Source organism: Comamonas avium (assembly GCF_014836675.1).
GTDB classification, from domain to species: domain Bacteria; phylum Pseudomonadota; class Gammaproteobacteria; order Burkholderiales; family Burkholderiaceae_C; genus Comamonas; species Comamonas avium.
This window is the reverse complement of sequence record NZ_JACSQK010000004.1, coordinates 486002-507863: the sequence shown is the minus strand read 5'-3', so window position 1 is coordinate 507863 and position 21862 is coordinate 486002. Positions and strand designations below refer to the sequence as shown.

The following is a 21862-nucleotide window of genomic DNA, read 5'->3' as shown; positions in this document are numbered from 1 at the left end:
TTGTGCGGTGCAGCCCGGTGGGTTTATCTGCTGGCATTGACGCGCGCGAGCAGACCGCTGACGGACTCCGCTGGCAAACGCAGGGGAAATACGAGGTTGTTGATGGCCGTGAAATCTTCGCCGGTGATAAGGCCTGCCATTGCGGCAGTCGCCTCTGTGGCCGGAGTCGGAATTTGTGCCACATGGCTCAGGGCCAGCGTGAAAACGAGGCCGTAAGGCACGTCTTCAGATAAAAAGCGGGTCTGAGTATCTGTAGGGCCTGGAGGGCCACCACGCATGTGGTGCAACTCTGCAGCGATATCCGCTAGCTGTTCTGACTCTGTGTTGAACGATTGGGCAAAGTGTTTTTCAATCGTGCGCACCTGCAGGCCAAAGGCATTGGCAACGGCGCGGCGCTCATTGTCCAGCTGCTCAATCACTGCCGCTACACGGGGTGTCATGAAGTGGTATTGCGGCCAGTTTTCGCCTCGCTCAATGCGGGTCCAGTTAAACAAAGCCAAAGGGCCATGGGCAACGGGGTTAATGTTGGTCAGTGCAGTTGCCAGCGCGTTCTCATCCATCGTAAAGCCGGAGCCAAAAAGTGCTTCACAGGTAGCTAATGCTGCATTCTGGCTAGAGCGAGGCAGGCACGAAACGCCCAGCGATGTGCGCCGCGTCATGACTTTGACATGCGTGGCGTCATGACGCCTGGCCGTGAGTACCGTCGTGCCAAAGCTGGCAACAGCGATGGCAATGCCATGTTCCAGGGCTGATTCATAAAGGTAAAGCGCTGACAGAGAGCCCATCGAGCTAACGATGACCAACTGACCGGCCCTCAGGTGAGGGATCAGCGCATCCATGACCGTTTTGTGCCAATTGACGGGGACTGCAATCAGCAAGACGTCGGCGTCGCGCGCAAGCTCGCCCGGGCTGTCCACTACATGAACTTTGACACTGGCCTGCAGAACTCCTGAGCTGGTTAACGGTGTGGTGCGAAGCGCTTCAGCGCCTCCGCCACGCGGTGACCACACCGAGACGTCATGGTGGCGCTGAGATATCCAAGCGGCGCAGGCCAGTGCGATGCCGCCGGTTCCAATAATTCCTACTTTCATACGCTGCATCATTGACTCTTGAGGTTGCCCTGTTTGACCACACCAGCCCAGCGCTGGGTGTCTTCGTGGATAAGCTGGGCCAGCTCCTGGCTACCCGCGCAAACGACTTCCGCACCAGCTTCTTGCAAGCGTTTTTTGGTGCTGGCCTGTACGCAGACTTTCAAAATTTCATCCGTCAAATGCTTCACGACGGAAGGCGGCGTTCTGGACGGAGCCATGACACCGACCCAGACAGGGACTGAGAGATCTGAAAGCCCCGTGGCTTCTTGTACGGTGGGGGTGCTGGGCAGGCTGCTCAACGGCACTTTGGTAAAAGTGCCAAGTACACGCGCTTTGCCATTGGCAACCATGGGTTCAAGTGATGCGGCGCTGGTCACGATGGCGTCGACATTGCCACTGATCAGGTCGATCAAGGCCGGGGCCGCGCCGCGGTAAGGAACATGCGTGAGCTGCGTCTTTGAGCCCTGAGCGAGCAACTCTCCCGTTAAATGAGAAACGGTTCCTGTGCCCGTGGATGCATAGGTCAACTTGCCAGGCTGGGCTTTGGCTGTTGCGAGCAGCTCGGGCAGCGATTTGAAAGTGCTTTGCGTACGCACTGCAATAGCCATGGGTGTATCGGCTACCAAAGCAACTGGCACCAAATCCTGTTGCGGCTTGTAGCTCATCTTTGCCATCAGATGCGGGGCAATCGATATGGCTCCCCCAGTTGCCAGCAGCAAGGTGCTCCCGTCGGCTGGCGCTCGGGCCACGGCTTCAGCGGCGATCACACCGCCAGCGCCACTTTTGTTTTCGATGATCATGGGGCCAGAAAGTCGCCCCGCTAGCTGTGCTGACAAGTAGCGCCCAATGATGTCTTGCGCCCCGCCGGGAGCAAATGGCACAAGCAGGCGAATGGGTTTGCTGGGCTCTTGGGCTGCCGCAGGGCTCCACGAGGAAAGTGCAGGTGCAAGCAATGCAATGCATGCGCCATATCGCAGAGCATTGCTGCGCAAAGCTGAAAAATCTCTCATGGCTTGCCTCACCTTTTTGTGTGTTGATGAGGCAATTATTCAAAGGCCAGTTCTTTTAATGAAGCCTGAAAAATAGATGACAGCTATCCGCCAAATGCAAGTTCAAGCGGTCTGTCAGCAAGTGCTGCTGCAGATAAGCTGCTGCAGCCGATACTGCACTCTTGAGCGTTAGAAGAGTTGGGGACCATGCCCGCGGATTGCTGGTACAGACTTGTCTTGCCCGTCGTATGAATACTAAAATTTTGCACACATTTCTCATGGTCGCCGAGTCAGGTGGCCTGTCCAGCGCGGCGAGCGTGCTGGGCATTCCTCAGTCTCAAGTCAGCAGGCACATCAAGGAGCTAGAGGAAATCTGTGGCGCTCCTTTGCTTTATCGCCATGGCAGAGGCGTCAGCCTTACGCTGGCAGGTGAGCGGCTACATGGCACGCTGCGTCCAGCGCTGATTCAACTGCAAGAGGCGTTGAGCACCGTCGGAGATCAAGACCGGGAACCTTCAGGCCCTGTGGATCTCGCACTATCTCCCTCTTTCATGCACGCCGTTGGCTTGCGTCTTTTAGATGCTATCCAGAAAGAATATCCAGGCATTCAGCTGCGACTGATCAGCGGAAATTCACGCTATGTGTACGAGTGGGTACTGCATGCGCAGGTGGATATTGGAGTTTTGAGCGATATAGGAATGTCTTCGCAGCTGCTGCTAGATGAACTGGGTTCAGCCAGAGTGGTGCTTGCCAGACACCCTGATTTTCCGCTGCTGCTTGATTCAGAGGCTCGACCTGAACTCTCCGGTGTTGCGCTGCGGCTGCCAAGTCCTGGACAGGGACTGCGCCGGCAGATCGATATCTGGGCGGCCAAGCAGCAGATTGTTCTGAATACGGTTTACGAAATCGACGACATCGAAATCACCAAGGAAATTATTGCGTCGCAGCGTGCGGCGGCGATTGTGTCCCGGCTATCTATTTATAAAGAACTAGCTTCTGGCGCCATCGTGGAGCATGTGCTGGGGAATGACTTTCGGGTGCGCTCTGTCATGGCCACTGCACGCAATCGCCCCATCACGCCGGCGATGAAAGCGGTCATAAAGATACTGAAGCAAATATCTGCCGCAGTGTTTGAAGAAATAGAGGACTAGCACAGCTGCCGCACACGCCACGTACAGTCCCGCTGCTTGTCGCTCAACAGCTATGCAACGGCCTGCGAACTGTGCAATGAAGGCATGGAACGCGCAGGTGTCTGGCCCGGCGAGTGTGTGGCGTGGCGCTGGCCAGCAGGCGAAGCCGCAACATCCTGTGCGGTCAGGTCTTGGGTGACGGCTTGAAGTTCGGCCGACTGAGTCAGTGAAGACTGCACCACCTCGGACATGATGGTCGTCACCTGGTGGGATGAATTGACAATGTCTTCCATGGTTGTGCCCGCCTTGCGCACCTGCTCAGCGCCTTGCGAGACCTGATTGACGGATGCCTGAATCAGCTGCTTGATTTCTTTGGCGGCCGATGCGCTGTTTTGTGCCAGCGTGCGCACCTCGCCAGCCACCACGGCAAAGCCCCGACCTTGCTCGCCCGCGCGGGCCGCCTCAACCGCAGCGTTGAGTGCCAAAATATTGGTCTGAAACGCAATAGTGTCCATCACACCAATAATTTCGCTGATCTTGCGTGAGCTGCTGGAGATGTTCTCCATGGTGTGAATGACTTCGCGCACGGTATCGCCGCCGGTTTCAGCCACGCGGCAGGCGTTTTGTGCCAACTGGTTGGCGTGGCCAGCACGCTCTGCGCTTTCGGTCAGCCCTTGCACGGTGACGCGCAGGGTCTGGGCTGCGGTGAAGCGGCGTGTGATGTCAGTGGCGAATTTCACGACCTTGAAGGGGTGCCCGTTTGCATCCAGGATGGGGTTGTAGCTGGCTTCAATCCAGACTTGGCGGCCATTTTTGCCAATGCGCAGGTACTGCCCGGAATCGTTGATGCCACGGCTGAGCGCTTGCCAAAACTGTGCATAGGCGGCGGTTTGCCGCTCTTGCGGCAAAACGAACATGCTGTGGTGTTTGCCTAAAATTTCATCGATGCGGTAGCCCATGGCATTGAGGAACAAGTCATTGGCAGCCAGGATGTAGCCCTCAAGGTCAAATTCAATGATGGCCTGAACCTTGGAAATTGCTGCCAGCTGGCCTTGTGCATCGGCGTTGCGACGTTGCTGCTCCGTAATGTCGGTGGCGTACTTCACGACTTTGCAGGGACGGTGACGGCGGTCGAATATGGGGTTGTAGCTGGCCTGCAGCCACACCTCAGTGCCGTCATGGGTGATGCGTTTGTAGCGGCCTGCATCGTGAGAGCCTTGTCCGAGGCGTTGCCAAAAATCTGCGTATTGCGCAGAAGCTGCCGTTTCTTCATCCACAAACATGCGGTGGTGCTGGCCCTGAATTTCTGCCAGCTCATAGCCCATGGTGTCCAGAAAATTCTGATTGGCTGTGAGGATGTTGCCCTGCAGGTCGAACTCAATCACCGCATGCGATTTTTGAATGGCGGCCAGTTGCCCTTCCAGTTCTGCGGCTTGGCGTTGACCACCACTTGCTCGTAACCATGACCAATTGAAGCTCGGCATAGGAAACTCCTTGCAGCCGGGTGAAAAATTTCTACAAATTGTGATTAAGTGTGAGTAATTGTTTGTAGGAGGGGTGTCGTCATAAGCGCGGGAGATTGGCTGAAAGGAGCTGAGACCGTTGGTCATTTCATGCGCAGTCGGTGGCATGATGGACCGCATGACTTGCTGGATTGATACCCACTGCCATCTGGATGCCGCTGAATTCAATGCGGATCGCGATGCCGTGCGTGCGGCAGCCAGTGAAGCTGGTGTGGGGCACATCGTCATTCCCGCTGTGCAGCGTGCGCATTGGCGTGAGGTCATCGCGCTGGCGCACCGCCATGGAGACAGCTACGCGCTGGGCATCCATCCCCTGTACACCCCGCGTGCGCAGGAAGCAGACATCGCAGCGCTGCGTGAGCTATTGCTCGAAGTTCAGGACGACCCGCATCTGGTTGCGGTGGGAGAGATCGGACTGGATTTTTTTGTGCCAGATTTAGATGTGGACCAGCAAATCTGGTTCTACGAGCAGCAAATCATGCTGGCGCGTCAATTCAAGCTGCCCGTGATCTTGCATGTACGCAAAAGCAGTGATCGTTTGCTGAAAACCTTGCGTGCATGGCCTGTTGTGGGGGGCATTGCCCACGCCTTCAATGGCAGCGCGCAGCAGGCTCATGCATTCATGGATCTGGGCTTTAAATTGGGCTTTGGCGGTGCCGTCACCTATGACCGCGCGCTCAAATTGCGTGAACTGGCTGCGACGCTGCCCCTGGAGAGCATCGTTGTGGAAACCGATGCGCCAGACATTCAGCCCCATTGGCTCTACACCACAGCACAGGCACGCGCCGCTGGTAAAGCGCAGGGCCGCAACAGCCCTGCCCAGTTGCCCCGTATTGCCGCTGAAATCGCCGTTTTGCGTGGCATTGCCCCTGAGCAGCTGGCACAAGCGACAGGCCGCAATGCGCGCGCCGCATTGCGAGGGCTGCCAGCATTTCCATTGCTTTAACGTACCAGTGCGCAGCAGTACTGCGGGCGAAGCTATGGTTCTTAAAACTCCACCTGCGGCAAGCGGCACAGGTTTGCACGCACAATGCCCAGCCATGTCTGCGCCAACCTTGGATGAATCACTGCGTTTGCAAGGCTTGCCGCCCGTGGCTGATGCACGCACCCGCCTGATCATCTTGGGCAGTTTTCCTGGTGCAGCTTCGCTGCGGGCGCAGCAGTACTACGCACACCCGCAAAACAAGCTGTGGCCCATCTTGGCGACACTGTGGCCGCAGCACCCTCAGCCTGCGCACAGCGACTATGCGGCGCGGTGCGAATGGCTGCTGGCACGTGGGCTGGGGTTGTGGGATGTCTATGACAGCTGTGAACGTCAAGGTAGCCTGGACAGTGCCATCCGCACACCGCAGGTCAATAATTTTGAGGCGTTGAGAGCACATTGCCCGCAACTGCAGGCTGTTGCGCACAACGGCGCAGAAAGCTACAAGCACGCCAGCGCGCTGCAAGGTCTGGGTCTGCAGGCTTACAAGCTTCCCTCGACCAGCCCGGCCAATGCCGGGTGGAGCTTTGAGCGCAAGCTCACCGCCTGGCGTGATGTGATGCAGGCCGCAGGCCTTTTGAAGAAAGAAGATTAAACCGTGGCTGCACGCAAGAAAAACTCCAGCGCTTTTACCGAAGAAGAGATGCCTCAGGTGAGTGTCTCGGACGACGGTGTCTCACGCTATCTGCACCTGGGGACCCCATGGGTGCAAGGCTCGATGAAGCTCAAAGCACCGTTTGAGATTGATCTGGAATACGTGCAGCGCATGATGGCGTGGCTGTTGTTTGTCGAGCCAGAAAGTGTGGCCGAACGGCATGCCGTGCAGCTTGGCCTGGGGGCCGCTGCGCTGACCAAGTTTCACTACAAGAAGCTCAAGATGCACACCACCGCCATTGAGATCAATCCGCTGGTGGTCAACATCTGTCGCAACTGGTTCAAGCTGCCGCCTGATAATGACATGCTGGAGGTCGTGCTGGGTGATGCATCCATGGAAATCCTCAAGAGCCGCTGGCAGGGTGTGGTTGATGCCTTGCAGGTAGATCTGTATGACCACAATGCTGCAGCGCCTGTGCTGGACAGCGTGGAGTTCTATAACGACTGCCGCAATATGCTCACGCCGGAAGGCGCAATGACCGTGAACCTGTTTGGACGGGCATCCAGTTACCAGCGCAGTCTGGAAAAAATCATGCAAGCGTTTGGTGAAGGCCATGTCTGGGCCTTCAAGCCCACGCGCGAAGGCAACACGATTGTGCTGGCTCAGCGTGTGTCCACACCACTGACACGCGATGAGCTGGTGGTGCGGGCTGAGGCTGTGCAGGCCCGCTGGGATTTGCCCGCCAGTAAATGGCTCAAGGTGTTCAAGCAGGTAGAAGTTACACCCAGTACTTAATACAGGCCCGCGGCATTAAGCAGGCATACACTGGCATTTATTCTGACAATGAACGCACTGCACTTTTATGTCTATTTCTGCCGTTTCCAGCAGCGCTGGCGCTGCCAGTTCCTCCAAGCCTAATGTTTCGGGTCAGATCTCGCAGTTGCAGGGCCAGCTCAAGGACTTGACGCAAAAGCTCAAGGCAACGAGCGACTCTGACATGGAAGCGCAGGCGAAGACCCAGATGCTGCAAATGCTGCAGGCCCAGATTGCAGCCATTCAGTCGCAGATTCAGGCCTTGCAGCAGCAGCAAACTCAGCAGCAAATCCAAAGCAAAGACGGTGCGCTGAACAAGGCAGTGCTGGGCAGTGAAGAGAGCGTTGCTGCGCGCCGCAGCAATCTGAGCACATTGGGTAGCCAGGTGGACACCTACGCCTGATTGAGCGCACGCTCAATATCTGGGCAAAGCTGCACAATGCACCGGCCTTGCTGACTTTTTTTGCCTGCTATGTCTTTAGAAATTACTGCACCTTTTTCTTCCCCCGCCGGGGCTTCTATCGATCACCCTTTGGACTGGGTGCAGGTGCTGCAATGGCTGCAGGCCAAAGGTATTGTCGATACGGCCGAATGTGCACGCATTCGCGCACGCTGCTCTACTGCGCACAGTACGCAGCACCCGCTGATCAGGCTGGCAAGTGTGGGCGTTACCCGATTGGCGGATGGCGTGACGCTGGATATTGAAGCATTGACTGCCTTTGTCGCAGAGTGCACGGGCTTGCCGTATCTGCGCATTGACCCGCTCAAGGTCGATGTGGGCCGGGTGGGCGACGCCATGAGCGTCCAGTACGCACAGCGCCATAAAGTCCTGCCGGTACAGATCAGCAACAGCGACATTGTGGTGGCTACTGCTGAGCCATTTGTCATGCAATGGGTGGGAGAAGTTGAGCGCCAGACTCGTCGCAAAGTGCGCTGTGTGCTGGCCAATCCGCAGGATATTCAGCGCTACACCAGTGAATTTTTTGCACTGGCCAATTCTGTGCGTTCAGCGCAAAAACTGGGAGGGACATCAACCGCCAGTTTTGAGCAACTGGTGGAGCTGGGGCGTACCAACAAACAGCTGGATGCGAACGACACGGGTGTGATCCGTGTGGTGGACTGGCTGTGGCAATACGCCTTTGACCAGCGCGCCAGCGACATCCATCTGGAGCCACGGCGCGAACAGGGTGTGATCCGTTTTCGCATTGATGGTGTGCTGCACTCGGTCTACCGAATGCCTATGGGCGTGCTCAACGCCATGATTGCGCGCATCAAACTGCTGGGGCGTATGGATGTCGTGGAAAAACGGCGCCCTCTGGATGGCCGTATCAAAACGCGTAATCCCCGTGGTGAAGAAATTGAAATGCGCCTGTCGACCTTGCCCACGGCTTTTGGCGAGAAGATGGTGATGCGCATTTTTGATCCCGACAACACCATCAAGCAGCTCGATCAGCTGGGTTTTATGCCGCACGATGCCCAGCGCTGGGAGGCGTTGGTGCAGCGCCCCCACGGCATCATTTTGGTGACAGGTCCTACGGGCTCGGGCAAGACCACCACGCTGTACTCCACCCTCAAGCGCGTGGCCACGGAGGAGGTGAACGTCAGCACGGTGGAAGACCCCATCGAAATGATTGAGCCTGCCTTCAATCAGACACAGGTGCAGCCGTTGCTGGACTTTGGCTTTACCGAAGGCCTGCGTGCGCTGATGCGACAAGACCCGGACATCATCATGGTGGGTGAGATCCGCGATACGGCCACGGCAGAGATGGCTGTGCAGGCCGCACTGACCGGGCACCTGGTGTTCTCGACCCTGCATACCAATGACGCGCCCAGTGCTGTGAGCCGTTTGATGGAGCTGGGTGTGCCGCCTTACTTGCTCAATGCAACTTTGCTGGGGGTGCTGGCGCAGCGACTGGTGCGGGTGCTGTGCCCTCAGTGCAAGCAGCCGGATACGCAGTTGACGCCAGAAAGTCTGGCCGAGGTGATGAGCCCCTGGAAATTCAGTGGCAGCTTCAAACCCTATCAGCCCGTAGGGTGCGAGGCTTGCCGCATGACAGGCTACAAAGGGCGAATGGGCTTGTATGAACTGCTGCTTGGCAGCGAGAGTTTGCAGCAGCACATTAACCACAGTCCATCGATGGACGCGCTGCGCCGCCAGGCCGTGAAAGACGGCATGCGACCACTGCGACTGGCTGGTGCACTGCGCGTGGCAGAAGGGCTGACCACTTTGGCTGAAGTGATGGCCGCAACACCGCCACTGCGCTAAGGAGTTTTCTCCAGTGCAATCCATGCTGCGCAGCCCAGCTCAGGCGCGCATCCACTGATGCGTGGGCGATGGCGCTGCATTGGGCGCTATTCGAGGGTAAACACTGGGTAATCCTGCTGACAGGGTGCGTAAAAGGCATCTCAGTAGGTGGAATCCACATGAATTTGCCTTCACTTTGCTTACAGAATCCCACCAGTCGCAAATCCTCTGATGGGAGACGTTTCGTGAAAATTAAGAGTCAAAAAGACTTCTTCGCCGGATTGATGTATCTGGTTGTCGGCCTTGCTTTTGCTATTGGTGCTATTGACTACAACGTCGGCACTGCAGCACGTATGGGTCCTGGTTACTTTCCGTTGATTCTGGGTGTGATCTTGTCGCTGATCGGTCTGATGATCGCATTCAAGGCAACGGTCAATGGCCCTGGCGATGGTGATCCAGTGGGCAAGTGGGCTTGGAAACAAGTGTTCTTTGTCTTGGCTGCCAACTTCGCTTTTGGTCTGTTGCTGGTTGGCGTGCCTGCTCTGGGTATTCCTGGCCTGGGTCTGATGGTTGCCATCATTGCTCTGGTGTTTATCGCCAGTACTGCTGGTAGCAAGGTCAATTACAAGGAAGTGCTCGTGCTTTCCCTGATCTTGGCAGCTGGCAGCTATGCGGTGTTCGTGTGGGCCTTGAACCTGCAGTTCCCCGTCTGGCCTACCTTCATCGTTGGCTAATCCCCCAGGAGACTTGCATCGTGGAATTGATTGAACATTTGTCGCTGGGGTTTGGCGTTGCGTTTACAGCGCAAAACCTCATGTACTGCCTGATCGGCTGTGTCTTGGGCACGCTGATTGGTATCTTGCCTGGCCTGGGCCCAGTGGCGACCATCGCCATGTTGCTGCCTGCCACTTACTCGCTGCCTCCTGTGGCTGCGCTGATCATGCTGGCCGGTATCTATTACGGTGCGCAATACGGTGGTTCGACCACGGCCATTTTGGTGAACTTGCCTGGGGAGTCGTCGTCCGTTGTGACCATGATTGACGGCTACCAGATGGCGCGAAAGGGGCGGGCTGGCCCTGCGCTGGCCGCTGCGGGCATTGGCTCTTTCTTTGCAGGTTGCGTGGGCACGATCATCTTGGCTGCCTTTGCTCCTCCGCTGACAGAAGTCGCCTTCATGTTCGGCCCTGCGGAATACTTTTCGCTGATGATTCTGGGCCTGATCGGTGCTGTGGTGCTGGCTTCCGGCTCCTTGCTCAAGGCTGTGGGCATGATCGTGCTGGGTCTGCTGTTCGGCATGATCGGTACGGACGTGAACTCCGGTGTGGCACGTTACAGCTTTGACATTCCTGAGTTGACCGACGGTATCGACTTCGTCGTGATCGCCATGGGTGTGTTCGGCTACGGTGAAATCATTGCCAACCTGTCCAAGCCTGACGACGAGCGCGAAGTGTTCACGGCCAAGGTCACGGGCCTGATGCCCACCAAGCAGGACTTCAAACTGATGTTCCCCGCCATGGTGCGCGGTACGTTGCTGGGTTCTGCACTGGGTATCTTGCCCGGTGGTGGTGCCATGCTGTCGGCCTTTGCCTCCTACACACTGGAAAAGAAGACCAAGCTGCGTCCTGGTGAAGTTCCTTTCGGTCAAGGCAATATCCGTGGTGTGACGGCTCCTGAATCGGCCAACAACGCTGGTTCACAGACATCGTTCATTCCTTTGCTGACACTGGGCATTCCACCGAATGCCGTGATGGCACTGATGGTGGGCGCGATGACCATTCACAACATCCAGCCTGGCCCTCAGGTGATGACCAGCAACCCAGAATTGTTCTGGGGTCTGATCGCATCGATGTGGATTGGTAACGCCATGCTGATCATCTTGAACCTGCCCATGATTGGCATGTGGATCAAGCTGCTGTCAGTGCCTTACCGCTGGTTGTTCCCCGCCATTGTGCTGTTCTGTGCAGTGGGCGTGTACGGCACGAAGAACTCTGAGTTCGACGTCTGGATGGTCGGTATCTTCGGTTTCATTGGCTATGTGTTCTACAAGCTGGGCACCGAACCCGCACCGTTGTTGCTGGGCTTCATCTTGGGCCCAATGATGGAAGAAAACCTGCGCCGTGCTCTGCTGCTGTCGCGTGGTGACTGGTCTGTGTTCGTGACACGTCCTATCTCCGCTGTGATGCTGGTCCTGGCAGTGGTGTTGCTGGTGATCGTATGCTTGCCAGCAGTGAAAAGTAAACGCGAAGAAGCTTTTGTTGAAGAGTGACAGAGCTTGCTATTGCACTGTGAAAAGCGCCCTGCGGGGCGCTTTTTTTATGGAAAGTTGCCAACCAAGGTTATTGGTGTAAACCATTATTTGTAAATAAAAGTTACTGGATAATGGCTTTATGCCGAAGCACACCTGCGCGAAAGCCAGCGTCGCAAAGCCACGGGCCTAACGCTTGTTCTCCAAGTCATGGTCGCCGGGTTGCCTGTAAGCGTCTTGGAGGAGACGTTTTGCTGTTTCCTGTCTAGCACAGAGCCCGTGGCTTAGGCCATGCAGGCATCTTGGCATCCTCTGACGCGCGCAACCACTGCTGATGGGCGCGCATGGCCAAATTGTGTGAAGTCTTATATCCATCATGAATTTTTCGAACATTCGGGTAGCTCCAAAGCTATGGACTACTATTTTGGGTTTGCTGGTCATCATGACTTTGTCGAACTTCTGGGTGCAGCAAAGCACGATGCAGACGCTGGAAACTTCCCGGGAAGACGTGCAGCGTATTGAGCGCAAGATTGCGCTGGCCGAGACCATGCGCGGCAAGATACTGCGCAGCATTGAGGCTGGAACAGCACTGATGGCGACGAATGAAAACCGCCTTCAAAACGAGTTTGAAGCGCGCTTTAAAAGGCAGCATGACATTGCCTTGGCAGCGTTGGCCGAGATGGAAAACTCGCTGATGTCCGAGCAGGAGCGTGCGTCCTTTGCATCCGTACTCAAAGCCTTTGAGGATTTGAAGAACAGCCGCGAGACGGCGCTGGACACCATGGATCTGGATGACTACAACGCACGGGGCAACTATGCGTTTGGTGAGTACACCAATCTGTCCGAAATTTACGGCAGCAAGATCGAAGACTTCATTGGTGCGCAGCGCCAGCAGCTCAGTGCACTGATGCAAAACTCTGATGCCGCGCGCCGCAGCAGCATCTGGATGGGCTGGCTCAGCACAGCAGTGCTGCTGTTGCTGGGCGTGTTGCTTGCACGCTGGCTGGTGATCAGCATTACGGTGCCGCTGCGCGAGGCGGTGAAGATGACGGAAGCCATCGGTGGGGGCGACCTGACCATTCACGCAGCCAGTCAGCGCAAGGATGAGTTTGGTCAGTTGATGCAGGCCCTGGATGCCATGGCACAGCGCTTGCGGGATGTGGTGCTGAACGTTCGTGGTGGTGTGCATGAAGTGTCTACGGCAGCTGCTGAAATTGCCAACGGCAACCAGGATCTGTCGGCGCGCACAGAGCAGACAGCCGCCAATCTGGAAGAGACAGCGGCCAGCATTGAGCAACTGACAGCCACCGTCAATCAGTCGGCAGATACCTCGCGCCAGGCCAATCAGCTGGCGGCAACGGCTGTGCAGGCAGCAGAGCGCGGTGGTCAGGTGGTGCAGCAGGTGGTGCTCAGCATGGAGCAGATCAACACCTCCAGCCGCAAGATAGGCGACATCATTGGCGTGATTGATGGCATTGCGTTTCAGACCAACATCCTGGCACTGAACGCCGCCGTTGAAGCGGCACGTGCCGGTGAGCAAGGCCGCGGTTTTGCGGTGGTGGCCGCCGAGGTGCGCAGTCTGGCTGGCCGCAGTGCAGAAGCAGCCAAGGAAATCAAGGGCCTGATTGAAGCCAGTGTCAGCAATGTGGACGCTGGCTCCACCCAGGTCAGCCAAGCAGGTGCCAGCATGCATGAGATTGTGGCCAGTGTGCGCCGGGTGACTGATCTGATCGGTGAAATCACTGCGGCAACCAATGAGCAGCGTGATGGTTTTGTGCAGGTGAATCAGGCCGTGAGCAATCTGGACCAGATGACCCAGCAAAATGCGGCCTTGGTCGAAGAGTCCAGCGCAGCGGCAAACGCCATGAGTGAACAGGCGCAGCGGCTGATTCAGGCCATGGCGGTATTCAAGGTGGGGCAGACAGCATGGACCTCTGCTGCAGCTGCGGGTGTTGAGCCCGCTTTGCCTCCCACCGCAGCCTCAGTGAAACTGCCCGCATCCCCAGTCACCCGCACCCTGCAAGCGGCCAGGGTGCCAAAGCCTGTGGCTGCGCCCGCATTCGTTGCCGCTTCAAAGCCTGCAGCCCACCAGACTGACGAATGGGAGTCTTTCTAAGGAACGTCTGCACCACCCTTGATGTGTGGAGGCATTGATGCTTTGCAGTGTCGTACAAGCTGCTGCTTGGCACAGCGTCTTGGCTGTCAAGCTCTGATTAGCTGGTTGCTGCTGGGCATTTTCAAGGGCGCATGCATGGTGCTGTCAGGCAGTGTGGATGCAGGTGCTGTCATGCTTTGGTGTGGCCCCGCGATGCGGGGCCACTTTGTTTGTGCTGTCGCCCATGCAGACAAAGCCCCACAATAAGCACCTATTTGCCGTTGTTCCGCACCGCTCCATGCCCGTTTTGCCCCAGCCTACCCAGCACCCCCTGCGCGCCTTGCTACACAACGAGGTGCACGCCCGTCCCGCAGAACCCGTCCAAGGGCCCGCCGCCATTACGCATCTGGTGATGCTGACCGACCCGGCCGAGCGCGAAGCCAGCCGGCGTCATCTGGCGACATTGATGCATGACCACCACCGCACGGGGCCGGATGCTGATTGCACGCATTTGCGCATGGACTTTGGCGCATTCCGCCTGCGCTGGGAGCTGCACACTGAGTTTGTGTGCTGGACTTTCATGGTGCCGCTGCCCGCAGAGGGCGTTTTGAATGCTCGCTCCCCTGCGACAGCAATTGAAGAGGTGCCCCAGCAGTGGCTGAAAAATCTGCCCGGTCTGTGCCTGAGCAGCGTGCACCTGTGGATCATCAAAGACGCGCAGTGCGAGGGCCATGGCATCAGGCATCTGGTGCAGCAAATGCTCAATGATGAGACGCTGGCAGGCTCGACAGTGCATATCGGCCATACAGAGGTGTGCACTGATTTTGCGATCCATGCCGATGGTTACTCGCGCATCTTGGTCAAGCCCTCGGACAGCATCAGTGCACGCCGTCTGGGGCGTCTGGTGCAGAGGGTACTGGAGATTGAAACCTATCGCATGGCTGCGTTGCTGGGTTTGCCTGCAGCGCGCAAAGCGGCCGGGGTGCTGGGCTCTGCCGAGAAAGAGCTGGCCGAGCTGGCGCATGCGATTCGTGAAGCCGGGCGTGAAGACGAGCCTGTGCTGCTGGACCGGCTGACGCGTCTGGCCGGGCAGGTAGAGAGTGAATATGCAGCCACGCACTCGCGCTTTTCGGCCAGCAAGGCCTACTTTGAGCTGGTGGACAAACGCATTCACGATCTGCACGAAGAGCGCCTGTCGGGGCTGCTGACGATTCAGGAGTTCATGGAGCGGCGCCTGTCTCCGGCACGCAGCACCTGCGAATGGGCCACGCACCGCCAGAATGCGCTGTCACAGCGCGTATCGCGTGTGAGCAACTTGCTGCGCACCCGTGTCGAGATTGAGCAGCAGCAAAGCAACCAGGAAATTTTAGCCACCATGAATGACCGTCAGGGCATGCAGCTGAAATTGCAGTCCACGGTGGAAGGCCTGTCGGTGGCTGCCATTACTTACTACATCACCGGCCTGATTGCCTACCTGAGCAAAGGTGCGCAAAAAGTGGGCTGGCCGCTGTCGCCAGAAGTCACTGCGGCCATTGCCATTCCGGTGGTGGCGTTCAGCGTCTGGTGGTCATTGCGCCGTCTGCACCACCGCTTGTTTGGCGACAAGCATTGAAACAGCTTCTTAAAGAATAAGAGCGCATAGCGCTTGTGTGTGCTGGGTTTGAAAGAGAAAAGTGTCTGAAGTTAAGAATTCATCAGCGCAAGCTGCTCAGAAAGGTGTAGCGATTGGGTTGACGCTGGCCGTGCTCGGGGCCATCGCTTTTAGTGGCAAGGCCATCATTGTCAAGCTGGCCTACCGTTATGGCGTGGATGCGGTCACGCTGCTGATGTACCGCATGCTGTTTGCCTTGCCGGTGTTTCTCATCATGGCCTGGTGGGCGGGGCGCGGCAAAGCGGCGCTGACACGCAAGGACTGGATGGGCGTGGTGGGGCTGGGCTTTTCGGGCTACTACCTTGCCAGCTATCTGGACTTTGCCGGGCTGGCCTATATCTCGGCAGCGCTGGAGCGCTTGATCTTGTACCTCAACCCCACCTTGGTGGTGATCTTTGGCTGGGTGGTCTACAAGCGCGGCATCACCTGGGGGCAGTTTGCGGGCATGCTGGTGAGCTACTGCGGCGTGTTGCTGGTGTTTGGCCATGAGGTGGGTGCGCAAGGCAGTAACGCCGTATGGGGCGCACTGCTGGTGCTTGGCAGCGCTATCAGCTATGCCATCTACATGGTTTACAGCGGCGAGATGGTCAAACGCCTGGGCTCCATGCGCTTGGTTGGTCTGGCGTCCAGCGTGGCGTGCTTTTTTTGCATTGCGCAGTTTCTGATCACCCATCCGCTGTCGGCCATGCACGTTGCACCGCAGGTGCTGTGGCTGTCGCTGCTCAATTCCACTGCGTGCACTGTGGCCCCCGTGCTGATGGTGATGATGGCCATTGAGCGCATTGGCGCGGGCATGACGGCACAGACCGGAATGATTGGGCCGCTGTCCACCATCTTGATGGGGGTGTGGCTGCTCGATGAGCAGCTCAATGTCTGGATGGTGGCCGGCACCAGTCTGGTCATGGTGGGCATTTTTGTATTCACGCGCTGGGCCAGAAAACCGGGCGCAGCGAAGTAGCAACCTAAAAAAGCAGGAGAGAAACCATGGATCTGGGAATCGCGGGCAAGTGGGCGCTGGTATGTGGCGCCAGCAAGGGTTTGGGTTATGGCTGTGCCAAGGCCCTGGTGCAGGAAGGTGTGAACGTGGTCATCAATGCGCGTGGCGATGCAGCCTTGCAAGCAGCGGCTGCACAATTGAGATCTATCAGCGCTGATGCAGCCAGCACTGGCGGTAAAAAGCCTGCGCAAGTGCTAGCGGTGGCCTGCGACATCACCACGCCTGCCGGGCGCGAGGCGGTGTTTGGCGTGGCGGGTGGCCCCGGCATTGCCTTTGACATGCTGGTGACCAATGCAGGCGGCCCCCCCACCGGCGATTTTCGCGACTGGGACCGCGATGCGTGGATCAAGGCGGTGGACGCCAACATGCTCACCCCCATTGAGCTGATCAAGACGGTGGTGGATGGCATGGCTGCACGTGGTTTTGGCCGCATCGTCAACATCACATCCAGCGCCGTAAAGGCACCTATCGACATTCTGGGTCTGTCCAACGGTGCACGCAGTGGCCTGACAGGCTTTGTTGCAGGCTTGGCACGCTCTGGTATTGCCGGTCATGGCGTCACCATCAACTCGCTGTTGCCCGGTAAATTTGACACTGACCGTCTGGCCTCTACCCACCAGGCAGCGGCCAGTAAAAGTGGCAAAGAGGTGGCCGACATCCGAAGTGCACAAGCGGCGCAAATTCCCGCCAAGCGCTTTGGAAATGCCGATGAGTTTGGTGCCATTTGCGCCTTCCTGTGCAGTGTGCACGCAGGCTATATGACAGGCCAAAACATCCTGCCCGATGGCGGTTTGTACAACGGTACGTTCTAAGTGGCCGCCTGCAGCAGGCGCATCGTTGAAGAAAAAAGGCAGCCCACGGCTGCCTTTTTTTTATGGTTCTGCTGATGACTGTGTGCAGGTGCTTAGCGCCGTGACGACACCACAATGCCGCCCACAATCAGTGCAAACGCCAGCGCGTGGTACAGCTGAGGCATCTCACCCAGGATGGGGATAGACAGCAAGGCCGTGAACAGCGGCATCAGGTTGGCAAAGAAGCCCGCTGTTGCCGGACCCGCGCGTTTGACGCCTTCACCCCAGAACCGGTAGGCCAGAATGGCCGGGCCAATCACAATGAAGAGCATGGCGGCAGCCAGCGTTGCGCTGGGCACCCAGACAAAATGGCCGGTGACAACTTCACCTCCAGCCAAGACGGCAGACCAGCCAATACCAAAAATAAGCTGGGCAATCAGAAATGCCGCCCAATTGCTGCGTACCTGTGCCTGGCTGGGCATGGTTTGCGCGCTGCGCGCCAGCAGCCAGCTGTAGAGCGACCAGACAATGGCGGCCATCAAGATAAACCAGTCACCAGGCACCAGCTGCAGACTGAGCAGCTGCTGTGGGCTGCCACGGCTGAGTACCAAGGCCACCCCGAGCATAGACAGCACAGCACCCACTGCCTGTCGCCCGCTGATTGTGCTGCCAAACACGAAGCGGCCAATCAGCAGCATCCAGATCGGCATGCTGGAGCCCACCAGCGTCACATTGATGGGCGACGAGGTCTTGAGCGCCAGATACAGCAGTGCGTTGTAGCTGCCAATGCCCAGCACGCCCAGCAAGGCGTATTGCTTCCAGCACTGCCAGATGGCACTGTTTTTGCGTAGTACATGGCCAGCCAGTGGCAGCAGCACTAGCAAGGCCAGGCCCCAGCGCATCAGATTGAGAGTGAAGGGCGAGATTAAGTCGTGGACTAGGCGGCCAACAATGGCATTGCCTGCCCAGAGCAGGGGCGCTGCGGTCAGCATGGCTGCTGTGCCGAATGTCAATGGGGAACTCATTGCCCGAATGGTAGCGTGGCTGTGTCATTGTGTAGCGGCACGGACATGGCACGATAGACGACTTGCCTGCATGTAAACACACAAGGAGACGGACAAGCATGGTCACCACAACGAGTAAATGCGTGCAAATTTCACGCAATGGCGGCACCGAAGTTCTAGAGCTGGTTACACGGGATGTTGGACAGCCCGGCGCTGGTGAAATCTTGCTGCGCCATCACGCCGTGGGTTTGAATTTCATTGACGTTTACCAGCGCTCTGGTTTGTATGCCCTGCCGTTGCCTTTACAGCTGGGCATGGAAGGTGCCGGTGTGGTTGAGGCCGTAGGAGACGGTGTGACCCATCTCCAAACAGGTGACCGAGTGGCGTATGCCAGCAACCCTCCAGGCAGTTATTGCGAGCGCCGGGTAATGCCCGCCACGCACGTGTGCAAGCTGCCGGACAGCATCAGCTTTGATACCGGTGCAGCCATGATGCTCAAGGGCCTGACGGTGCAGTATCTGCTCAAGCAATGCCTGCCTGCCGAAGGTTTGCAGGCTGGTGATTTTGTGCTGTTTCACGCCGCTGCCGGTGGCGTCGGCTTGATTGCCTGCCAATGGGCCAAAGCACTGGGACTGCAGTTGATCGCCACCGCAGGATCTGATGAGAAATGTCAGCTAGCTCTAGCTAATGGTGCATCACACGCGATCAATTACAGAACTGAAGACTTTGCCGCCAAGGTCAAAGCCATTACGGGCGGGCAAGGCGTGAAAGTGGTGTATGACAGTGTGGGCAAAGACACCTGGGAGGGCTCCATTGCCAGCTTGCGTCGTTTTGGTCTGATGGTTTCGTTTGGCAATGCGTCAGGTCCGGTGCCGCCCCTGAGTTTGGCCGCGCTGGCCCCCAAAGGTCTATATGTGACACGCCCCAGCGTGTTTGTCTATGCCCATAGCCGCAGCGCAACACAAGCTATGGCTGATGACTTGTTCAATGTGGTCTCCAGCGGTAAGGTCAATATTCATATTGCCCAGCGCTATGCATTGGAGCAGGTGCGCACAGCGCACGAGGCCTTGGAAGCACGGCAAACCACGGGGTCAACAATCTTGACCGTGTAAGCCCCAGAGGAGAGATGATGAATTGGTTGGAAAAACTACGTGACGAAGCACAGCGCCCACCCGCACAACCGCGCATGCTGTTGCTGTGGAGCGGGCAGGTCATCGGTACGGTGGCCCCAGGCTTTTTGGAGAGTGTGGACGTAGATTTTCTGCGCGGACAACGCATTACCTTTACGCACAAGAAAACCCCGGGTCTGGGTGAAACGTGGAGCTTCACGGCACCTGATGCCAGCTTTGGTCTGAACGCATTGGCTCAGCTGATGCGTGAAAAAGGCCGCAGCGGCCCTTGGCGCAATGAGCAAATTGCCGTGTGTACCCCTCAGGGCCAGCGCGTAGCTACGGTGGAGCGCGGGGCCGTGCGTTTGCTGGGCGTCAACACGCATGCCGTGCATCTGATTGGCTTGACGCCTGATGGACGCATGTGGGTGCAGCAGCGCAGCAAGAAAAAACCCAACCACCCTAATAAGTGGGACACCCTGATGGGAGGCATGCTCTCCGCCGCAGATACGCTGGAGCAAGCGCTGGCGCGTGAAACACAGGAAGAAGCGGGACTGGACTTGACGCAGCTGCTGCAGTTGCAGCATGGGGGGCAGGTTACGTTTGCCTGCCCTAGCGATGAAGTCTCGGGTGGCGTGGCCTATATGCGCGAGCGTATTGACTGGTTCACAGCCACTGTGCCGCAAGGAATGGAGCCTAAAAACCAGGATGGGGAAGTGCAGCAGTTCCAGTGCATTGACCAGGCCACGCTGATGGAGTGGCTGGTGCAGGGCAAGTTCACGCCAGAGGCCTCTTTGGTGCTGGCTGACTATCTCAAGCTTTAGCCAAGCGAGCGCACGAAAAAAGCCGCTGAATCAGCGGCTTTTTTCGTGCGTGGGTGTTGCTAGCTGGCGTGCTCAGCGAGTGACCGAGGGCTCACGAAGGCGGCTGTGTGCCAGCGCACCGGCCGACTCCAGGATGGGGTAGGCCACCGAGCACAGCAGCGAGTTAATGCGCTTGAGGTCGCTGATAAGGTCAATATGCAGCGAGCTTGTCTCAATGCTTTGTACCGTGTTGTCAGACAGGCGATCCAGGTGGGTGGCAGAGTAGGCCAGCTCCAGGTCGCGAAAACGTGCCTTTTCTTCCAGCAGTTTCTGAGCGTCACGGACATTGCCGTTCAGAAACACACTCATGGCCAAACGCAGGTTAGAGACCAGGTGCGCGTGCAAAAGGTTGATTTCTTCCAGGCCCGCTTGCGAGAACTGGCGGCCTTTTTTGATCTTTTTGTCTTCCACATCCTGCAGGATGCGCTCGATCAAGTCGCCCACCTGCTCCATATTGATGGTGAAGCTGATGATGTCTGTCCAGCGGCGGCCTTCGGTTTCATCGAGCTCAGCACGTGAAATCTTGGTCATGTAGTACTTGATGGCGGAGTAAAGGTCATCCACTTCGTCATCGAGCTTGCGCAAATGCTCGGCCAGTTTCTGGTCATCCGTCATCCACACTTTTTGCAACCCCATGAGCATGGATTCCACCACGTCAGCCTGATGCAGTGCCTCGCGCGCAGCGCATGAAATTGCCAGCGACGGGGTGCTCAGGGCTGAAGCATCCAGATGGTGCGGCCGCGAGGTGGACGGGGAGGCCACTTGTACAGGCAGAATTTTTTCAACCAGCCATGCCACCTTGCCGGTCAGCAAAATGCACACCAGTGCAACCACCGTGTTGAAAGCCAGGTGGAACATGACTACCAACGTACCTACGTCGGGCGCAATACCGCGCATGTGCTGGTGCCATGGGGTCACCAAGGGAATCATCAGCACGACACCCACCATCTTGAACATCAGGTTGCCCAGAGGCACCTGGCGGGTCTGAACATTGGCCTTCAAAGTGGTCAGTACGGCCAGCAAGCCGCTGCCCAGATTGGCACCGATCACCAGGCCCAGCGCTACGTCAACCGGAATACCCCCCGATGCAGCCAAGGTTGCCACCAGCAGCACGGTGGCAAGGCTGGAGTACGAAATGATGGAGATGATGGCGCCCGTAAGCACTTCCATGGTGATGTCGCTGGTCAAGGCTTCCAGCAGCGTCAGCATGGTGGGGCTTTGGGTCAGCACCGTCGTGGACTCGGTAATCAGGCGCAGCGCCAGCAGCATCAGGCCCAGACCGATGAATACGCGTCCCACGCGGCCGACGGTGCTGTCCTGGCGCGAGATGAACATCACGACACCAACAAAAATAAACAGCGGCGACAGCCACGACAGGTCCAGCGAGAACACCACGGCCATCACGCTGGTGCCCACATCGGCGCCCAGCATGACCGCCAGTGCAGCCGTCAGCGAAATCATGCCCTGGCCGACAAACGATGAAACGATGAGCGCAGTGGCGGTGCTTGACTGCACGATGGCTGTCACGCCAACGCCGGACAGAACTGCTTTGAGCCGGTTGCTGACCCCGCGCGAAATAAATTGGCGCAAATTAGCCCCGAAGACGCGTAAAACGCCGGTTCGGACTAGTTGGGTGCCCCAGACAAGCAGGGCGATGGCGGCTAAAAGATTCAGTAAGTGCTTCATGTGCGGCAAGCGAGGAAGCGATCGAATATACCCCTGACCGCCCATGCATGGCT

General features: G+C 57.5%; 19 protein-coding genes and 1 riboswitch. Of the genes, 14 read left to right on the top strand and 5 right to left on the bottom strand.

What is annotated here, in order from left to right:
• Positions 1-23: 23 nt before the first annotated feature.
• Both H9646_RS10095 and H9646_RS10090 read right to left on the bottom strand, forming a co-directional pair.
• The gene (locus tag H9646_RS10095) at positions 24-1091 is read right to left on the bottom strand and encodes an NAD/NADP octopine/nopaline dehydrogenase family protein (protein WP_225214092.1); all 1068 of its coding nucleotides are present in this window, start codon (positions 1089-1091) and stop codon (positions 24-26) included.
• Between the two features lie 8 nt (positions 1092-1099).
• The gene (locus H9646_RS10090) at positions 1100-2101 is read right to left on the bottom strand and encodes a Bug family tripartite tricarboxylate transporter substrate binding protein (protein WP_191723225.1); all 1002 of its coding nucleotides are present in this window, start codon (positions 2099-2101) and stop codon (positions 1100-1102) included.
• A 197-nt stretch (positions 2102-2298) separates the two neighbouring features.
• On the opposite strand from H9646_RS10090, the gene H9646_RS10085 reads away from it, so the two are divergent.
• The gene (locus tag H9646_RS10085; protein WP_191723224.1) at positions 2299-3231 is read left to right on the top strand and encodes a LysR family transcriptional regulator; all 933 of its coding nucleotides are present in this window, start codon (positions 2299-2301) and stop codon (positions 3229-3231) included.
• A gap of 50 nt (positions 3232-3281) precedes the next feature.
• On the opposite strand, the gene H9646_RS10080 is transcribed toward H9646_RS10085, so the two are convergent.
• Complete coding sequence (locus H9646_RS10080) at positions 3282-4694, bottom strand: methyl-accepting chemotaxis protein (protein WP_225214091.1); 1413 nt, start codon at positions 4692-4694, stop codon at positions 3282-3284.
• A 157-nt stretch (positions 4695-4851) separates the two neighbouring features.
• Between H9646_RS10080 and H9646_RS10075 the strand changes: the two genes are divergently transcribed.
• The 11 genes from H9646_RS10075 (at position 4852) to H9646_RS10025 (ending at position 17168) form a co-directional block, all read left to right on the top strand.
• A complete protein-coding gene (locus tag H9646_RS10075; RefSeq protein WP_191723281.1) occupies positions 4852-5679 on the top strand; it encodes a TatD family hydrolase in 828 nt (275 codons plus the stop codon).
• A 94-nt stretch (positions 5680-5773) separates the two neighbouring features.
• Positions 5774-6310 carry a DNA-deoxyinosine glycosylase gene (locus tag H9646_RS10070; RefSeq protein ID WP_191723222.1) on the top strand — a complete coding sequence of 179 codons (537 nt, stop codon included), beginning with the start codon at positions 5774-5776 and terminating at the stop codon, positions 6308-6310.
• A gap of 3 nt (positions 6311-6313) precedes the next feature.
• On the top strand, positions 6314-7105 hold the full coding sequence (locus H9646_RS10065) for a class I SAM-dependent methyltransferase (protein WP_191723221.1): 792 nt from the start codon (positions 6314-6316) through the stop codon (positions 7103-7105).
• A 67-nt stretch (positions 7106-7172) separates the two neighbouring features.
• The gene (locus tag H9646_RS10060; RefSeq protein WP_191723220.1) at positions 7173-7526 is read left to right on the top strand and encodes a FlxA-like family protein; all 354 of its coding nucleotides are present in this window, start codon (positions 7173-7175) and stop codon (positions 7524-7526) included.
• A gap of 69 nt (positions 7527-7595) precedes the next feature.
• Positions 7596-9389 carry a GspE/PulE family protein gene (locus tag H9646_RS10055; RefSeq protein ID WP_191723219.1) on the top strand — a complete coding sequence of 598 codons (1794 nt, stop codon included), beginning with the start codon at positions 7596-7598 and terminating at the stop codon, positions 9387-9389.
• A 224-nt stretch (positions 9390-9613) separates the two neighbouring features.
• Positions 9614-10102 (top strand): tripartite tricarboxylate transporter TctB family protein, encoded by a 489-nt coding sequence (locus H9646_RS10050; RefSeq protein ID WP_191723218.1) that lies wholly within the window; start codon positions 9614-9616, stop codon positions 10100-10102.
• Positions 10103-10122: 20 nt separating this feature from the next.
• Positions 10123-11634: a tripartite tricarboxylate transporter permease gene (locus H9646_RS10045; RefSeq protein ID WP_191723217.1), complete on the top strand. Its 1512-nt coding sequence runs from the start codon at positions 10123-10125 to the stop codon at positions 11632-11634.
• A gap of 118 nt (positions 11635-11752) precedes the next feature.
• A riboswitch (cyclic di-GMP riboswitch) is annotated at positions 11753-11843 on the top strand.
• A gap of 146 nt (positions 11844-11989) precedes the next feature.
• Positions 11990-13729, top strand: a complete 1740-nt coding sequence (locus H9646_RS18425) for a methyl-accepting chemotaxis protein (RefSeq protein WP_191723216.1) — start codon at positions 11990-11992, stop codon at positions 13727-13729.
• A 277-nt stretch (positions 13730-14006) separates the two neighbouring features.
• Positions 14007-15320, top strand: coding sequence for a DUF3422 family protein (locus tag H9646_RS10035; RefSeq protein WP_191723215.1), 1314 nt, complete (start codon positions 14007-14009; stop codon positions 15318-15320).
• A gap of 61 nt (positions 15321-15381) precedes the next feature.
• A complete protein-coding gene (locus H9646_RS10030) occupies positions 15382-16317 on the top strand; it encodes a DMT family transporter (RefSeq protein ID WP_318244912.1) in 936 nt (311 codons plus the stop codon).
• Positions 16318-16343: 26 nt separating this feature from the next.
• A complete protein-coding gene (locus H9646_RS10025; RefSeq protein ID WP_191723214.1) occupies positions 16344-17168 on the top strand; it encodes an SDR family oxidoreductase in 825 nt (274 codons plus the stop codon).
• A gap of 92 nt (positions 17169-17260) precedes the next feature.
• On the opposite strand, the gene H9646_RS10020 is transcribed toward H9646_RS10025, so the two are convergent.
• Entirely contained in the window at positions 17261-18172 is a 912-nt protein-coding gene (locus H9646_RS10020) for a DMT family transporter (RefSeq protein WP_191723213.1), read from the bottom strand.
• Positions 18173-18270: 98 nt separating this feature from the next.
• Here H9646_RS10020 and H9646_RS10015 point away from each other — a divergent pair, with 98 nt between their 5' ends.
• Positions 18271-19263 carry a quinone oxidoreductase family protein gene (locus H9646_RS10015; RefSeq protein WP_191723212.1) on the top strand — a complete coding sequence of 331 codons (993 nt, stop codon included), beginning with the start codon at positions 18271-18273 and terminating at the stop codon, positions 19261-19263.
• Positions 19264-19280: 17 nt separating this feature from the next.
• On the top strand, positions 19281-20084 hold the full coding sequence (locus tag H9646_RS10010) for an NUDIX hydrolase (protein WP_225214090.1): 804 nt from the start codon (positions 19281-19283) through the stop codon (positions 20082-20084).
• A 72-nt stretch (positions 20085-20156) separates the two neighbouring features.
• Here H9646_RS10010 and H9646_RS10005 read toward each other — a convergent pair whose 3' ends face one another.
• Positions 20157-21809, bottom strand: coding sequence for a Na/Pi cotransporter family protein (locus H9646_RS10005; RefSeq protein ID WP_191723210.1), 1653 nt, complete (start codon positions 21807-21809; stop codon positions 20157-20159).
• Positions 21810-21862: the final 53 nt, after the last annotated feature.

Coding starts and splice junctions, on each gene's coding strand:
- H9646_RS18425 (WP_191723216.1), top strand. CDS start 11,990: ATGAATTTTTCGAACATTCGGGTAGCTCCAAAGCTATGGACTACTATT.
- H9646_RS10075 (WP_191723281.1), top strand. CDS start 4,852: ATGACTTGCTGGATTGATACCCACTGCCATCTGGATGCCGCTGAATTC.
- H9646_RS10055 (WP_191723219.1), top strand. CDS start 7,596: ATGTCTTTAGAAATTACTGCACCTTTTTCTTCCCCCGCCGGGGCTTCT.
- H9646_RS10095 (WP_225214092.1), bottom strand. CDS start 1,091: ATGAAAGTAGGAATTATTGGAACCGGCGGCATCGCACTGGCCTGCGCC.
- H9646_RS10060 (WP_191723220.1), top strand. CDS start 7,173: ATGTCTATTTCTGCCGTTTCCAGCAGCGCTGGCGCTGCCAGTTCCTCC.
- H9646_RS10015 (WP_191723212.1), top strand. CDS start 18,271: ATGGTCACCACAACGAGTAAATGCGTGCAAATTTCACGCAATGGCGGC.
- H9646_RS10025 (WP_191723214.1), top strand. CDS start 16,344: ATGGATCTGGGAATCGCGGGCAAGTGGGCGCTGGTATGTGGCGCCAGC.
- H9646_RS10080 (WP_225214091.1), bottom strand. CDS start 4,694: ATGCCGAGCTTCAATTGGTCATGGTTACGAGCAAGTGGTGGTCAACGC.
- H9646_RS10090 (WP_191723225.1), bottom strand. CDS start 2,101: ATGAGAGATTTTTCAGCTTTGCGCAGCAATGCTCTGCGATATGGCGCA.
- H9646_RS10035 (WP_191723215.1), top strand. CDS start 14,007: ATGCCCGTTTTGCCCCAGCCTACCCAGCACCCCCTGCGCGCCTTGCTA.
- H9646_RS10070 (WP_191723222.1), top strand. CDS start 5,774: ATGTCTGCGCCAACCTTGGATGAATCACTGCGTTTGCAAGGCTTGCCG.
- H9646_RS10020 (WP_191723213.1), bottom strand. CDS start 18,172: ATGAGTTCCCCATTGACATTCGGCACAGCAGCCATGCTGACCGCAGCG.
- H9646_RS10005 (WP_191723210.1), bottom strand. CDS start 21,809: ATGAAGCACTTACTGAATCTTTTAGCCGCCATCGCCCTGCTTGTCTGG.
- H9646_RS10010 (WP_225214090.1), top strand. CDS start 19,281: ATGAATTGGTTGGAAAAACTACGTGACGAAGCACAGCGCCCACCCGCA.